The organism is Microbacterium sp. ARD31, from assembly GCF_031844425.1.
On sequence record NZ_JAUZVE010000003.1, the window covers coordinates 304,149 to 318,581 of the forward strand.

At 71.5% G+C, this 14,433-nt stretch carries 12 protein-coding genes; all 12 read left to right on the plus strand.

Annotation, left to right across the window (positions count from 1 at the left end):
- The first annotated feature begins 4 nt into the window (after positions 1 to 4).
- The 12 genes from hydA to cofC all read left to right on the plus strand — a co-directional run bounded on the left by hydA (position 5) and on the right by cofC (position 14,433).
- Positions 5 to 1,441: a dihydropyrimidinase gene (gene hydA / locus Q9S36_RS11915; RefSeq protein ID WP_311285324.1), complete on the plus strand. Its 1,437-nt coding sequence runs from the start codon at positions 5 to 7 to the stop codon at positions 1,439 to 1,441.
- Between the two features lie 23 nt (positions 1,442 to 1,464).
- The gene (locus Q9S36_RS11920) at positions 1,465 to 2,481 is read left to right on the plus strand and encodes a TIGR03842 family LLM class F420-dependent oxidoreductase (RefSeq protein ID WP_311285325.1); all 1,017 of its coding nucleotides are present in this window, start codon (positions 1,465 to 1,467) and stop codon (positions 2,479 to 2,481) included.
- Entirely contained in the window at positions 2,478 to 3,359 is an 882-nt protein-coding gene (locus Q9S36_RS11925; RefSeq protein ID WP_311285326.1) for an ABC transporter permease subunit, read from the plus strand. The genes Q9S36_RS11920 and Q9S36_RS11925 overlap by 4 nt, the downstream gene beginning before the upstream one ends.
- Before the next feature lie 31 nt (positions 3,360 to 3,390).
- Entirely contained in the window at positions 3,391 to 4,185 is a 795-nt protein-coding gene (locus Q9S36_RS11930; protein WP_253036021.1) for an ABC transporter ATP-binding protein, read from the plus strand.
- Positions 4,186 to 4,192: 7 nt separating this feature from the next.
- The gene (locus Q9S36_RS11935) at positions 4,193 to 4,957 is read left to right on the plus strand and encodes an ABC transporter permease subunit (RefSeq protein ID WP_311285327.1); all 765 of its coding nucleotides are present in this window, start codon (positions 4,193 to 4,195) and stop codon (positions 4,955 to 4,957) included.
- Positions 4,958 to 5,029: 72 nt separating this feature from the next.
- Positions 5,030 to 6,208 carry an ABC transporter substrate-binding protein gene (locus tag Q9S36_RS11940; RefSeq protein WP_311285328.1) on the plus strand — a complete coding sequence of 393 codons (1,179 nt, stop codon included), beginning with the start codon at positions 5,030 to 5,032 and terminating at the stop codon, positions 6,206 to 6,208.
- Between the two features lie 64 nt (positions 6,209 to 6,272).
- On the plus strand, positions 6,273 to 7,577 hold the full coding sequence (locus Q9S36_RS11945; RefSeq protein ID WP_311285329.1) for an aspartate aminotransferase family protein: 1,305 nt from the start codon (positions 6,273 to 6,275) through the stop codon (positions 7,575 to 7,577).
- A 20-nt stretch (positions 7,578 to 7,597) separates the two neighbouring features.
- Positions 7,598 to 9,106 (plus strand): CoA-acylating methylmalonate-semialdehyde dehydrogenase, encoded by a 1,509-nt coding sequence (locus Q9S36_RS11950; RefSeq protein ID WP_311285330.1) that lies wholly within the window; start codon positions 7,598 to 7,600, stop codon positions 9,104 to 9,106.
- Positions 9,107 to 9,114: 8 nt separating this feature from the next.
- Positions 9,115 to 11,367: a 7,8-didemethyl-8-hydroxy-5-deazariboflavin synthase CofG gene (gene cofG / locus Q9S36_RS11955; RefSeq protein ID WP_311285331.1), complete on the plus strand. Its 2,253-nt coding sequence runs from the start codon at positions 9,115 to 9,117 to the stop codon at positions 11,365 to 11,367.
- A complete protein-coding gene (locus Q9S36_RS11960) occupies positions 11,364 to 12,833 on the plus strand; it encodes an NAD(P)/FAD-dependent oxidoreductase (protein ID WP_311285332.1) in 1,470 nt (489 codons plus the stop codon). Before cofG ends, Q9S36_RS11960 begins: the two co-directional genes overlap by 4 nt.
- Positions 12,830 to 13,837: a glucose-6-phosphate dehydrogenase (coenzyme-F420) gene (gene fgd, locus Q9S36_RS11965; protein WP_311285333.1), complete on the plus strand. Its 1,008-nt coding sequence runs from the start codon at positions 12,830 to 12,832 to the stop codon at positions 13,835 to 13,837. The genes Q9S36_RS11960 and fgd overlap by 4 nt, the downstream gene beginning before the upstream one ends.
- The gene (cofC, locus tag Q9S36_RS11970; RefSeq protein WP_311285334.1) at positions 13,834 to 14,433 is read left to right on the plus strand and encodes a 2-phospho-L-lactate guanylyltransferase; all 600 of its coding nucleotides are present in this window, start codon (positions 13,834 to 13,836) and stop codon (positions 14,431 to 14,433) included. Before fgd ends, cofC begins: the two co-directional genes overlap by 4 nt.

A 14,433-nucleotide genomic window follows, 5' to 3' on the forward strand; every position in this document is an offset into this window, starting at 1 on the left:
ACCCATGCCCACCACGCTCATCACCGGCGGCACCGTCGTCTCGTCGACCGGACGCGGCCCCGCCGACGTCCTCGTCGACGGCGAGACGATCGTCGCCGTGCTGACGCCCGGCTCCACCCTGCTCGGGCACGACATCGCGGCATCCGTGGACACCGTCATCGACGCGACGGGGAAGTACGTGATCCCCGGCGGCATCGACGCCCACACGCACATGCAGCTGCCCTTCGGCGGGACGAGCGCCTCCGACACCTTCGAGACCGGCACCCGGGCAGCAGCCTGGGGCGGAACGACCACGATCGTCGACTTCGCCGTGCAGCGGCAGGGCGAGCGGGTCGAGGACGGGCTCGCGGCCTGGCACGCGCTCGCGGCGGGGGAGTGCGCCGTGGACTACGGCTTCCACCAGATCATCGGCGGGGTGGACGAGCACTCGCTCGCCGCGCTCCCCACCCTGATCGATGAGGGCATCACGAGCTTCAAGATGTTCATGGCCTACCCCGGGGTCTTCTACGCCGACGACGCGCAGATCCTGAAGGCCATGCAGGTCTCGGCCGACACGGGACTGCTCACGATGATGCACGCCGAGAACGGCCCGGTCATCGACGTCCTCGCCGAACAGCTCGTCCGCGCCGGCAACACGGACCCGTACTTCCACGGCAAGGCACGCGTGTGGCAGGCCGAGGAGGAGGCGACCCACCGCGCGATCATGCTGTCGAACATCACCGGTGCACCGCTCTACGTCGTGCACGTGAGCGCGAAGCAGGCCGTCGAGCAGCTCGCCTGGGCGCGCGACAAGGGGCAGAACGTCTTCGGCGAGACCTGCCCGCAGTACCTCTACCTGTCGCTCGAGGAGCACCTGGGCGCCAGGAGCGAGGAGTGGGGGTCGTTCGAGGGCGCCAAGTACGTCTGCTCGACGCCGCTCCGCTCCCGCGCCGAGGGGCACCAGGACCACATGTGGCAGGCGCTGCGAACGAACGACCTGCAGATGGTCTCGACCGACCACTGCCCGTTCTGCATGAAGGACCAGAAGGAGCTCGGCAAGGGCGACTTCCGGGCGATCCCCAACGGCATCGGGTCGGTCGAGCACCGCATCGACCTCATGTACCAGGGGGTCGTCACGGGCGAGATCACCCTCGAGCGCTGGGTCGAGCTCACCAGCACGACCCCGGCGCGCATGTTCGGGATGTACGGCAAGAAGGGCGTCATCGCCCCGGGTGCCGACGGAGACGTCGTCATCTACGACCCCAACGGTCACACCTCGATCGGCTACGAGAAGACCCACCACATGAACATGGACCACTCCGCGTGGGAGGGCTTCGAGATCGACGGGCACGTCGACACCGTCCTCTCGCGCGGCAAGGTCATCGTCGACGACGGCGCCTACCTCGGGCGCAAGGGCGACGGCCGCTTCGTCAAGCGCGGTCTCAGCCAGTACCTCATCTGACCCGAACACCCGAAAGAGGACCCATGGACTTCGGCGTCGTCCTGCAGACGAACCCACCCGCCTCGCGCACCGTGCAGCTGTCGACGCTCGCCGAGGCGCACGGCTTCAGCCACGTCTGGACCTTCGACTCGCACCTCCTCTGGGAGGAGCCGTACGTCGTCCACTCCGCGATCCTCAACGCGACCAAGCGCATCACCGTGGGGCCGTTCGTCACGAACCCCGCCACCCGCGACTGGACCGTCACGGCATCCGTCTTCGCGACGCTCAACGAAATGTACGGCAACCGCACGATCTGCGGCATCGGCCGCGGGGACTCGGCGGTGCGCGTGACCAACGGCAAGCCGGTGACGATGCGGGAGCTGCGCGAGTCGATCCACGTCATCCGAGAACTCGCCAACTCCCGGCCCGTCGAGTACAAGGGGGCGACGCTGCAGTTCCCGTGGAGCCGCGGATCCGAGCTCGACGTCTGGGTCGCCGCCTACGGCCCGATGGCGCTGAAGCTCACCGGCGAGGTCGGGGACGGGTTCATCCTGCAGCTGGCCGACGTCGACATCGCCGCCTGGATGATCAAGGTGGTGCGGGATGCCGCCGAGGCCGCCGGCCGTGACCCCGATTCGATCGCGTTCTGCGTCGCCGCCCCGATGTACATCGGCGACGACTGGGAGCACATGCGCGACCAGTGCCGCTGGTTCGGCGGGATGGTCGGCAACCACGTCGCCGACATCGTCGCGAAGTACGGCGCGGACGGCGATGTGCCCCAGGCCCTCACCGACTACATCGCCGGCCGCACCGGCTACGACTACAACAGCCACGGCAAGAGCGACAACGACCACGTCGACTTCGTCCCCGACGAGATCGTCGACCGGTTCTGTCTGCTCGGCACGGCCGAGGACCACATCGCCAAGCTCGAGCAGCTGAAGGCGCTCGGGGTGACCCAGTTCGCCGGCTACCTGCAGCACGACAACAAGGAGGAGACGATGCGGGTCTACGGCGAGACCGTGATCCCCGCGCTCTCCGACCACATCGCGGCCAAGTCATGACGCGACGCACGGCAGCCGCGTGGGGGTGGGGCGTCGTCGGCGTCCTCGCCCTCGTCGCGCTGTGGGAGGCGTACAAGTGGCTCGGGCCCGCCGACGGTCTCGTCCTCGGTAGCGAGGACGGCGTGCGCGTCCTGCCGCGCACCCACGACCGTGCGATGCCCCACGTCACCGACATGATCGCGCGGCTGTTCGATCCCACGAGCGGCGCGGCGACGCCACCGCTCTGGGCGACCGTCGCGAGCGCGGGCCTGCTCACCCTCGGCATCGCCCTCGTCGGGTGGGTCATCGGCGTCGTCGTCGGCGTCGGCTTCGCCCTGCTGATGCAGCGCTGGCGCATCGTCGAGCGCGGACTCCTGCCCTGGATCGTCGTCTCGCAGACCGTGCCGCTCATCGCCTTCGCCCCCCTCGTCGCCCGCATCGGGTCGCAGATCGACCGAGCCGGGCTGCCCTGGCCGGAGTGGCTGTCGGTGGCGGTGATCGCCTCGTACCTGGCCTTCTTCCCGGTCTCGATCGGTGCGCTCAAGGGCCTGTCGTCGCCCGACGCGATCCATCTCGACCTCATGCGCAGCTACGCCGCCGGTTACGGCCAGACCCTGCGCCGGCTGCGCTTCCCCGCCGCGGTGCCGTACCTGATCCCCGCAGCCCGTCTCGCCGCGGCGAACGCCGTCGTCGGCGCCATCGTCGCCGAGGTGTCCATCGGCATGCGCGGCGGCCTCGGACGGATGCTGCTGCAGGCCGCGCAATCCGCCTCCGCCGACCCCGCACTCCCGTGGGGTCCCATCTTCGGCGCGGTCCTGCTCGGCCTCCTCGTCGCCGGGGTCGTCGCGCTGCTCGCGACGGGACTTCGCCGGTACCGCCGCGGGGAGGCATCCGCATGATCCCCCGCCCTCACCCGAGAGGAACGTCCGCATGAGCGAGATCGCCGTCCGCGCCACCGGCGTCGGCCGCACCTTCGGAGGCCGCCGCACCGCTGAGGTGCACGCCCTCACCGGGGTCGACCTCGAGATCGCGGCAGGCGAGTTCGTGTCGCTGATCGGTCCGTCCGGATGCGGCAAGTCGACGCTCATGCGGCTGATCGCCGACCTCGATCAGCCCACGGCGGGTTCTCTCGAGGTCTTCGGCAAGACGCCGAAGAAGGCGCGCCTCGACCAGGACTACGGCATCGCCTTCCAACAGGCCGGGCTCTTGCCGTGGCGGACCGTGCTCGAGAACATCGTGCTGCCCCTCGAGCTGCACGGCGTCGGCGGCGCCGAACGACGGGCCCGCGCGGCAGAGCTCGCCGAGCTCGTCGGCCTCACCGACTTCGGCAAGCGGTACCCCGACGAGCTGTCCGGCGGTATGCAGCAGCGCGTCGCGATCGCTCGCGCCCTCGCCGCGCGGCCGAAGCTCCTCCTCATGGACGAGCCGTTCGGCGCGCTCGACGAGATGACGCGCGAACGGATGCAGACCGAACTCACCCGCATCACCGGGGAGACCGGCGCCGCCGTCGTTTTCGTGACGCACTCGATCCCCGAAGCCGTCTACCTGTCCGACCGCGTCGTCGTCATGTCGCCGCGACCGGGCCGCATCACCGATCTCGTCGCCGTGCCGTTCGGGCACGATCGTCCCGACCTCCTGCGGGAGTCGCCGGAGTTCTTCGAGAAGGTGACCGAGGTGCGCGAAGCGCTCCACGGCACGCCCGTCGCCCGAGCGAACGAGCGGTGACGGCATCATGACCGCGACCGAGCGGATCGCCCGCATCGCTGCACCGGTGGCCACCGGCATCCTGCTCCTCGTCCTGTGGCAGGTGCTCTCGGGCGTCAACATCGGGCGGCTCGCGCTGATCCCCGCCCCCGCCGACGTCGCCGAGACCGCCTTGCGGATCGGCGGCGTGGTCGCCGAGGACGCGCTGGTCACCGGGGGCAACACGCTCGTCGGGCTCGTCGCCGGTACGGTGCTCGGCGTCGCCCTCGCGGCGCTCGCCGCGTGGCTGCGTCCGGTCGACGGCATGCTCGCGCCCCTCGTCGCGGCGGTCGCGGTCGTTCCGATCGTCGCGCTCACCCCGCTGCTGAACACGATGCTCGGGGCCTCGGCGCAGACGGGACGCCAGGTGGTCGCCGCGGTCGCCGCCTTCGTGCCGGTCTTCGTCAACGTCCTCCGCGGCCTGCGGCAGTCCCGCCCCGTGCAGCGAGACCTCTTCCTCGCCTACGCGGCGACTCCCGGCCAGCAGTTCCGCGGCCTCACGCTCCCCGTCGCGCTGCCCTACCTCGTCACCGGCATCCGCATCGCCAGTTCGGTCGCCGTCATCTCCGCGCTCGTCGCGGAGTACTTCGGCGGTCCCACCGACGGCCTCGGCACGGCCATCGCCAGTTACGCCAAGACCGGGAACGCCGCCGTCGCCTGGACCTACGTCGGCGCCGCGATCGCCGTCGGTCTCGTCTTCTTCCTCGTCACCGTGCTCATCGAACGCATCGTGACCAGGCGGAGGCCGGTCTGACACCCGTCGGGCCGGTCCGCTCCACCCACCCACCGCACCACCCGCACCACCCGAACACCCGAAAGGAACACCATGCGTCACAGCACCCGACGCCGGTTGGCGGTCGTCACGACCCTGACCGCCGGCGCCCTCGCCCTGTCCGCGTGCGCGGGCACCACGAGCACCAGCCCCACCACCGGCGGTGACGACGCGGACTTCACGCCGATCACCGACATCAAGCTGCAGCTGCAGTGGCTGCCGCAGGCGCAGTTCGCCGGCTACTACGTCGCACAGGAGAAGGGGTACTTCGAGGAGGAGGGCTTCGACAACGTCGAGATCGTGCCCTCGGGCGGCGACATCGTGCCGCAGGACGCACTGGCCGCCGGCGACGTCGACTTCGCCGTCGCGTGGGTGCCGAAGGTGCTCGGGACCATCGAGTCCACGGGCGTCGAACTCACCGACATCGCGCAGGTCTTCCAGCGCTCGGGCACGACGCAGGTCTCGTGGAAGGGCGACGGCATCACCGACGTCGCCGACTTCGAAGGCAAGCGCATCGGCTCGTGGGGCTTCGGGAACGAGTGGGAGATCTTCGCCGCGATGGCGGCGGACGATCTCGACGCCTCCACCGTGTCGATCACGACGCAGGACTTCTCGATGAACGCCCTGCTCGACGGCGACGTCGATGCCGCGCAGGCGATGACGTACAACGAGCTCGCCCAGGTGCTCGAGGTGGTCAACCCCGACACCGGCAAGCTGTACACGCTCGACGACCTCGACGTCATCTACTACGAGGACACCGAGGGTGCGATGCTGCAGGACGCGATCTGGGCCGACACGAAGCGGCTCGACGAGGACCCGGCGTACGCCGACGCGGCGGTGCGCTTCTTGAAAGCGGTCGCCAAGGGCTGGCTGTACGCCCGTGACAACGTCGAGGATTCCGCCTCACTCGTCTGGGACGTCGCCTCGAACGCCGAAGCGGCCTTCCCCGTCGGCCCGGTCCACCAGCTGTGGCAGCTCAACGAGGTCAACAAGCTGATCTGGACCGACGCGCCTTTCGCCACCGTCGAGCAGGACAAGTGGGACCAGACGGTCGACGGCGCCCTCGCCGCGGTGAACCAGGACGGCATGAACCTGATCACGCAGGAACCGCCGGCATCCGCGTTCTCGAACGAGTACATCGAGAAGGCGATCGCGGAGCTGGAGGACGAGGGCGTCAGCCTCGAGGGGGAGTACACGCCTATCGACGTGACCCTCACCGAGGGCGGACAGTAAGAGCATCATCCCGGCGGTCCCGGGGCACGAGCCCCGGGACCGCCCCCGACAGAGAGCACCTCAGATGACCTCCGACGACCTCGACCTCCGCACCCGCGAACTCGACCGTGCCCACGTCTTCCACTCGTGGTCGGCGCAGGCGCTCATCGACCCGTTCCCGCTCGCCGGGGGATCCGGGTCGACCGTCTGGGACCATGCCGGACACCGGATGCTGGACTTCTCGAGCCAGCTCGTGAACGTGAACATCGGGCACCAGCATCCCGCCGTCGTCGACGCGATCAAGGCGCAGGCCGACATCATGACCACCGTCGCCCCCTCGACCGCCAACCTCGCCCGGGGCGAGGCAGCGAAGCGGATCGTGGATCTGGCGCCCGACGGGTTCTCGAAGGTGTTCTTCACGAACGGCGGAGCGGACGCGAACGAGAACGCGATCCGGATGGCGCGGTTGCACACCGGGCGGGACAAGGTGCTCTCGCGCTACCGCAGCTACCACGGCAACACCGGGGCGGCGATCGTCGCGACGGGGGATTGGCGCCGCATCCCGAACGAGTACGCGCGGGGCCACGTGCACTTCTTCGGCCCCTACCTGTACCGGTCGGAGTTCTGGGCGACCACCCCGGAGGAGGAGTGTGCGCGGGCGTTGCACCACCTGCGTCGGGTCATCGAGGCGGAAGGGCCGAGCTCCATCGCGGCGATCCTGCTCGAGTCGGTGCCGGGGACGGCGGGCATCATGATCCCCCCGCCCGGCTACCTCGCGGGGGTGCGGCGTCTGGCCGACGAGTTCGGCATCGTCCTGATCCTGGATGAGGTGATGAGCGGTTTCGGCCGCACGGGCCGGTGGTTCGCGTTCGAGGGCCACGACGTGGTCCCGGACCTGATCACGTTCGCGAAGGGCGTGAACTCCGGGTACGTCCCGATCGGCGGCGTGATCATCTCGGATGAGATCGCCGCGACGTTCGATGACCGGGTGTTCCCCGGTGGGCTCACGTACTCGGGGCATCCCCTTGCGGCGGCATCGGTGGTCGCGACGATCGACGCGATGCGGGAGGAGGGGATCGTGGACAACGCCCGCCGCATCGGGGAGACCGTCCTCGGGCCGGGGCTGCGCGCTCTCGCCGAGAAGCATCTGATCATCGGGGAGGTGCGGGGCGAGGGGGTGTTCTGGGCTCTGGAACTGGTCGCCGACCCCGTGACCCGCGCACCCGTCGCTCCCGCCGTGATCGGCGCGCTGAAGAAGGACCTCATGGCCCGGGGCCTGTTGCCCTTCACCGCCGACAACCGCATCCACGTCGTCCCGCCCTGCGTCGTCACCGACGACGAGGTGCGACAGGCGCTCGAGATCTACGATGCGGCATTCGCCGCGCTCTGACCCACCCCATCGGAGGAACCATGACCGACCAGCCTGATGTCGCCGTGCTCGAGCACTGGGTCGACGGCGCCGCGTGGAGCGGCGAGTCCGACCGCACGGCCCCCATCCACAACCCCGCCACCGGAGTCGTCAGCGGCCGGGTGCGCCTCGCGAGCACTGCCGACGTGGGCGCCGCGGTCGACCGTGCCGCCGCCGCCCTGCCGGCGTGGCGCGACGCGAGTCTCGCGAAGCGGCAGGGCGTCATGTTCTCGTTCCGCGAGATCCTGAACGCGCGCAAGGACGAGCTCGCCGCGATCCTCACGGCCGAGCACGGCAAGGTGCTCTCCGACGCGCTCGGCGAGATCGCCCGCGGTCTCGAGGTCGTCGAGTTCGCCTGCGGGGCGGGTCACCTCCTCAAGGGCGAGTACTCCGAGAACGTCTCCACGGGCGTCGACGTCTACTCGGTGAAGCAGCCCGTCGGCGTCGTCGGGGTCATCAGTCCCTTCAACTTCCCCGCGATGGTGCCGCTCTGGTTCCTTCCGATCGCGCTCGTCTCGGGCAACACGGTCGTGCTGAAGCCGAGCGAGAAGGATCCGTCGGCGTCCGACTGGATCGCGCGTGCCCTCGTCGAGGCGGGCCTTCCGGCAGGCGTCCTCAACGTCGTCCACGGCGACAAGGAGGCCGTCGACGCGATCCTCGACCACCCGACGGTGCGCGCGATCTCGTTCGTCGGGTCCACCCCGATCGCCCGCTACATCTACGAGCGGGCGAGTGCGCAGGGCAAGCGCGTGCAGGCCCTCGGCGGCGCGAAGAACCACATGCTGGTGCTTCCGGATGCCGACCTCGACCTGGCCGCCGACGCCGCCGTCAACGCGGGGTTCGGGTCGGCGGGCGAGCGCTGCATGGCGATCTCGGTGCTGCTGGCGACCGAGCCGATCGCCGACGCCCTCGTCGCGAGGATCGCCGAGCGCGTCGCGACGCTGCGCACCGGCGACGGCACGCGTGGCTGCGACATGGGACCGCTCATCACCCGAGAGCACCGTGACAAGGTCGCCGGCTACCTCGCGATCGCCGAGACCGACGGCGCCGAGATCGTCGTCGATGGCCGCGACGTGGTCCCGGATGCCGACGGTGACGGCTTCTGGCTCGGTCCCACCCTCATCGACAAGGTGCCGACCTCGTCCGCCGTCTACACCGATGAGATCTTCGGGCCGGTTCTCTCGGTCGTGCGGGTCGCGGGGTACGAGGAGGGTCTCGCGCTCATCGAGGCGAGCCCGTACGGCAACGGCACCGCGATCTTCACGAACGACGGCGGTGCCGCCCGCCGCTTCCAGCGCGAGGTGAGCGTCGGCATGGTCGGGGTCAACGTCCCGATCCCGGTGCCGGTGGCCTACCACTCGTTCGGCGGCTGGAAGGCGTCGCTGTTCGGCGACGCGAAGGCGTACGGTCCGCAGGGGTTCGCGTTCTTCACCCGTGAGAAGGCGGTGACCTCGCGCTGGCTCGACCCGTCGCACGGCGGCCTGAACCTGGGCTTCCCGCAGCACGACTGAGGCCGCCGATGTCCCACCCCACCGACGACATCCTCACCGACCCGGTCGAGGCCGAGCGCCTGCTGGCCTCGACCGGGTGCGAGCTCGAGATGCTCCTGGCGCGCGCCGCCGCCGTCCGCAACGCGGGCCTGGCCACCGCGGGCCGTCCCGGCGTCGTGACCTACTCGCGCAAGGTCTTCCTCCCGCTGACCACGCTCTGCCGGGACCGTTGCCACTACTGCGCGTTCGTCGACACCCCCGCCCAGCTCCTCCGCAAGAAGGCGCCCGCCTACCTCGACGACGCGCAGATCCTCCGGATCGCGCGCGCGGGCGCGGCGCAGGGCTGCAAGGAGGCCCTGCTCACCCTCGGCGACCGGCCCGAGGACCGCTGGCCCGAGGCGCGGGCGTGGCTCGACGCGCACGGCTTCGCCTCGACGGTCGACTACGTCGCCCATGCGGCGCGGCTGGTCACCCGTGAGACCGGGCTCCTCGCGCACGCGAACCCGGGGGTCATGTCCGCCGCCGAGCTCGCGGCGCTCCGCCCGGTGTCGCCGTCGATGGGGATGATGCTGGAGACGACCTCGCGCGCCCTGTTCGAGACCCCGGGCGCCGCGCACCACGGCTCTCCCGACAAGGATCCCGCCCTCCGTCTCGCCGTGATCGAGGATGCGGGGCGAGCCCGCATCCCGTTCACCACCGGCATCCTGGTCGGCATCGGCGAGACCCTCGCCGACCGCGCGGCCTCGCTCTTCGCGCTGCGCGACGCGCACGCCCGTCACGGGCACGTGCAGGAGGTCATCGTGCAGAACTTCCGGGCGAAGCCCCGGACGGCGATGGCGGCGGCGGCGGATGCCGATCGCGACGCCTACCTCGCGGCGATCGCGGTCGCGCGACTCATCCTCGGACCTGGCATGCGCATCCAGGCGCCGCCGAACCTCTCCGATCCAGCGGAGCTCGCGTCGCTGCTCGCTGCGGGGGTCGACGACTGGGGTGGGGTCTCGCCGCTGACCGCCGATCACGTCAATCCGGAGCGGCCGTGGCCGCATCTCGACGACCTCGCCGCCCACACCGCTGCGGCAGGCTTCACGCTCGTCGAGCGGCTGACCGCCCACCCCGAGTACGTGCGGGCGCCCGCCGCCTGGATCGACCCTGCCCTCCACGCCGCCGTCGCCTCGCTCGCCGAGCCGGGGACGGGTCTCGCGGGCCGCGCGCGCGCCGCGACGTCACGGCGTCGTCGCGGCACGGCGCTGCTCGAGACGGCGGCGACGACCCCGCGCGAGCTCGATGCGGCCGACTGGGAGCACCTGCTGACGGCGACCGGCGATGATCTGGAACGACTCATCCGCACCGCCGACGACCTGCGGCGCACGACGATCGGCGACACCGTGAGCATCGTCGTCAACCGCAACCTCGCGTCGTCCGGCCTGCACCGCGCACCCGTCGGTGCGGGGGCGTTCGGGCTCGCCGACGTCGAGGCGATCGCGAGGGATGCCGCGTCCCTCGGCGCGACCGAGCTCTGCATTCAGGGGCGGCTGGACCCCAGGGAGGACCCGCGCCTGTACGTGGATCTCGTGCACGCCGTGCGCGCGGCCGCGCCGTCGCTGCACCTGCACGCCTTCCGCCCGCAGGATGTCGCCGACCTGGCCGACCGCACGACCATCGGTGTGCCGCGCGCCATCGCCGCCCTCCGCGCGGCGGGCGTGGGCACGATGCCCGGAACGGGGGTGAAAGTCCTGGACGACGACATCCGGCGCCGCATCGCCCCCGGCGACCTCGACGTCGATCGGTGGCTCGAGATCATCCGCGCAGAGCACGCGCACGGCATGCGGACGAGCTCGGTCCTCTTCTACGGCCACATCGAATCGGCGGCCGACCGCGTGGCCCACTTGCTGACACTCCGGGGCCTGCACGACGAGACCGGCGGGTTCACCGAGTTCGTGCCGATCCCGCTCCCCGGCGGCGGCACGCGCACCGCCGAGCGATCGGACCTCGATGAGCACCGTGCGATGGTCGCCGTCGCGCGCCTGCTCCTGAACGACGGCATCCGCCACATCCAGATCCCATGGACCCGACACGGGCGGGCGATCACCGCGGAGCTGCTGCGCAGCGGCGGCGACGATCTGGGCGGCACCCTCCTCGACGGGCGCATGCGCCCCGACACCGGGGTCGAGCGGGGGCTTGAGCTGCCCTTCGGTGACGCCTCCCGCTTGGCCGGGTCGCTGCGCCGCCGGCTGCGCGAACGCACCACGACCTACGGGACACCGGCGGAGGCGGCCGCATGAGCGGTCACGCCGAGGTCGTCGTCGTCGGCGCGGGTTTCGCGGGCATCGCGGCCGCGATCGAGCTGCGCGAGGCCGGCCACGACGTGGTGGTGGTCGAGCGGGCGGATCGGGTCGGCGGGACGTGGCGCGAGAACGTCTATCCGGGCGTCGCGTGCGATGTCCCGGCGCACCTGTACAGCTTCGAGCGTCACCCCCACCCCGGCTGGTCGGCCGAGTTCGCCCCGGGCGCCGAGATCGCCGCCTACCTCGAGGGGGTCGTCGACCGCGAGGGTCTGCGGGACGCGATCCGCTTCGGGACGGCACTGACGGATGCCGAATGGGACCCCGTCGCCGAGCGCTGGCGGCTCGGCTTCTCGGCCGGCGGCCCCGACTCGGCCGATGTGCTGGTCCTCGGCTGCGGGCGGTTGTCCGAGCCCCGCATCCCCGACGTCCCCGGTCTGCCCTCTTTTCCCGGAGCAGTCGGCCACACGGCCCGCTGGGACGCGACCGGGTCGGTCGCCGGCACCCGCATCGCCGTCGTCGGGACGGGGTCCAGCGCCGCCCAACTCGTTCCCGAGCTGGTCCGCTCGGGCGCCGAGGTGGTCCTCTTCCAGCGCTCTCCGGCGTGGGTGCTTCCGCGCGGTGGGCGCCGGTACGACGCGCGCGACGCCGAGCTGTTCTCGGCGCCCGGGGCGATCGCGCGCGAGCGGGAGAGGCTCGCGGCGGGCGACGGCGAGCGGTTCGCGGCACGGTCGGGGCGGGGCGCGGCATCCGCTCGGGCGCGGCGTGCGGCACTCGCGCACCTGGTCGCGAGCGTGCCCGATCGCGGCCTGCGACGCGCGCTGACGCCCGGGTATCCGTTCGGCTGCAAGCGCGTCGTGCTCTCGGACACGTTCTACGCCGCCGTCGCAGGCGAGGCCGTGACGCTCGAGGCCTCGGCGCTGGCGTCCGTCGCCGGAAACCGTCTCACCGGGGCCTCGGGCGCGGTGCACGACGGGATCGACCGGATCGTCCTGGCCACCGGGTTCGAGACGACGCACCAGCCGTACGCCGGCATCGTGCGCGGCGAGAACGGCGTGACCCTCGCGGAGCACTGGGCGGGCGGCATGAGCGCCGTCGCCTCGACCATGGTCGCGGGCTTCCCCAACCTCTTCGTCATGAACGGGCCGCACTCCGCCCTGCCGCACGCCTCGTCGCTGCTCGTCCTCGAGCGGCAGGCGGACTTCATCCGCCGCACAATGGCGGGCGGCGGCGTGGTCCGGGTCGACGCGGATGCCGAGGCCCGCGCGAGCCTCGATGTCGCCGCACGCGCGGCCGGCACGGCGTGGCTCGGCGGCTGCGAGAGCTGGTATCTCGACGCCCGGTCGGGCGGGGTGGGCGTCCTCTGGCCGGGGACGGTCGCCGAGTTGGCGGCGGCGATGGCGGATGCCGCACGCAGCGCCGTGTCGCGGACCGAGCGGTCCGCGCTGACAGGAGGAGCACGATGAGCGTCCCCATCCGATTCGGGTACAAGGCGTCGGCGGAGCAGTTCGGGCCGGTCGACCTGCTCGAGTTCGCCGTCGCGGCGGAGGATGCCGGGTTCGACAGCGTCTTCATCTCCGACCACTTCCAGCCGTGGATGCACGACGGCGGTCACGCGCCCGCCGCACTGCCGTGGCTCGGTGCGCTCGGCGCCCGGACCTCCCGCATTCTCATGGGGACCTCCGTCCTCACGCCGACCTTCCGTTACCATCCGGCCGTCGTCGCCCAGTCGGTCGCGACCCTCGCGGTGCTGAACCCGGGGCGCATCGTGCTGGGCGTCGGGACCGGCGAGGCGCTCAACGAGGTGACCCTCGGGCTCGACTGGCCCGACCCGCCGGAGCGCTTCCAGCGGCTCAAGGAGTCGATCGCGCTCATGCGCGACCTCTGGGACCGTGAGCGTGTCACGTTCGACGGGGCGTTCTGGAAGGTCGAGGACGCCACCGTCTATGACCGGCCGGACCAGCCGGTGCCGATCTACATCGGTGCAGCAGGTCCCGCCGCGGCGCGCCTGGCGGGGCGGGTGGCCGACGGATTCATCACGACGAGCGGCAAGGCCCGCGGCCTCTACACGGACACGCTGCTGCCGGCCGTGGCCGACGGTCACGCCAAGTCGGAGCGGGGCGACGAGATCGACCGCATGATTGAGGTCAAGGTGTCGTACCATCCCGATCTCGACGTCGCTCGGGAGCGCACCCGGTTCTGGGCCCCGCTCGCGCTCTCCGCCGAGGAGAAGATGGGCATCCACGATCCGCGCGAGATGCAGCGTCGGGCGGCAGCGCTGCCGATCGATCGCGCGGCCTCGCGATTCATCGTCTCCGACGACCCGGACGAGCACGTCGAGCGGATCGCGGAGTACGTCGACATGGGGTTCCGGCACCTGGTCTTCCACGATCCCGGCGCCGACCAGCGCGCCTTCCTGCAGCGGTACGCCGACGACATCCTGCCGCGACTGCGCCGGAGATTCGCGTGAGGGATCGCGGCTGGGCGGTGATGATCCCGGTCAAGCCGGCTGCCGCGGCGAAGTCGCGCCTCGGCGACGACGCGCGCCGCGGCGACATCGCCCGGGCGCTCGCTCTCGACACGATCGACGTCGCCACCCGGGCGGCGGGAGTGGCGCGCGTCTTGGTCGTGACGGCGGATGCGGCCCTCGCGGATCTCCTCCCCGGTGGCGTCGAGCTCATCCGGGAACGCGCTGCGACCGGGATCGACGCGGCGCTGGCCGCCGCATCCGGCCGCGTCGGACTGCGCCGCCCTCGCGCGGCGCTCCCGGCGGACCTCGCCGCCCTTGCCTCCGCGGAACTGTCGGCCGCACTGGCGATGGCGTCGGCGGCGCCGCGCGCCGTGATACCGGATGCCGCAGGCACCGGCACGACGCTCCTCACCGCGCGAGCGGGTGTGCCCTGGGCGTCGGCGTACGGTCCCGATTCGTTCGCACGCCACCTCGCGCTCGGCTGCCGCCCGATGCCGGTGCGGGCGACATCGGGGCTGCGGTGGGACCTCGACACGCCCGACGACCTGGCCGGACTGCTGCCGCGAGCGGGGGAGCGCGTGCGGGGCGTAGCGTGA

What these genes read in the sequence shown, in the direction of transcription:
- hydA (WP_311285324.1), top strand. Translation starts at nt 5, where the DNA reads ATGCCCACCACGCTCATCACCGGCGGCACCGTCGTCTCGTCGACCGGA.
- Q9S36_RS11920 (WP_311285325.1), top strand. Translation starts at nt 1,465, where the DNA reads ATGGACTTCGGCGTCGTCCTGCAGACGAACCCACCCGCCTCGCGCACC.
- Q9S36_RS11925 (WP_311285326.1), top strand. Translation starts at nt 2,478, where the DNA reads ATGACGCGACGCACGGCAGCCGCGTGGGGGTGGGGCGTCGTCGGCGTC.
- Q9S36_RS11930 (WP_253036021.1), top strand. Translation starts at nt 3,391, where the DNA reads ATGAGCGAGATCGCCGTCCGCGCCACCGGCGTCGGCCGCACCTTCGGA.
- Q9S36_RS11935 (WP_311285327.1), top strand. Translation starts at nt 4,193, where the DNA reads ATGACCGCGACCGAGCGGATCGCCCGCATCGCTGCACCGGTGGCCACC.
- Q9S36_RS11940 (WP_311285328.1), top strand. Translation starts at nt 5,030, where the DNA reads ATGCGTCACAGCACCCGACGCCGGTTGGCGGTCGTCACGACCCTGACC.
- Q9S36_RS11945 (WP_311285329.1), top strand. Translation starts at nt 6,273, where the DNA reads ATGACCTCCGACGACCTCGACCTCCGCACCCGCGAACTCGACCGTGCC.
- Q9S36_RS11950 (WP_311285330.1), top strand. Translation starts at nt 7,598, where the DNA reads ATGACCGACCAGCCTGATGTCGCCGTGCTCGAGCACTGGGTCGACGGC.
- cofG (WP_311285331.1), top strand. Translation starts at nt 9,115, where the DNA reads ATGTCCCACCCCACCGACGACATCCTCACCGACCCGGTCGAGGCCGAG.
- Q9S36_RS11960 (WP_311285332.1), top strand. Translation starts at nt 11,364, where the DNA reads ATGAGCGGTCACGCCGAGGTCGTCGTCGTCGGCGCGGGTTTCGCGGGC.
- fgd (WP_311285333.1), top strand. Translation starts at nt 12,830, where the DNA reads ATGAGCGTCCCCATCCGATTCGGGTACAAGGCGTCGGCGGAGCAGTTC.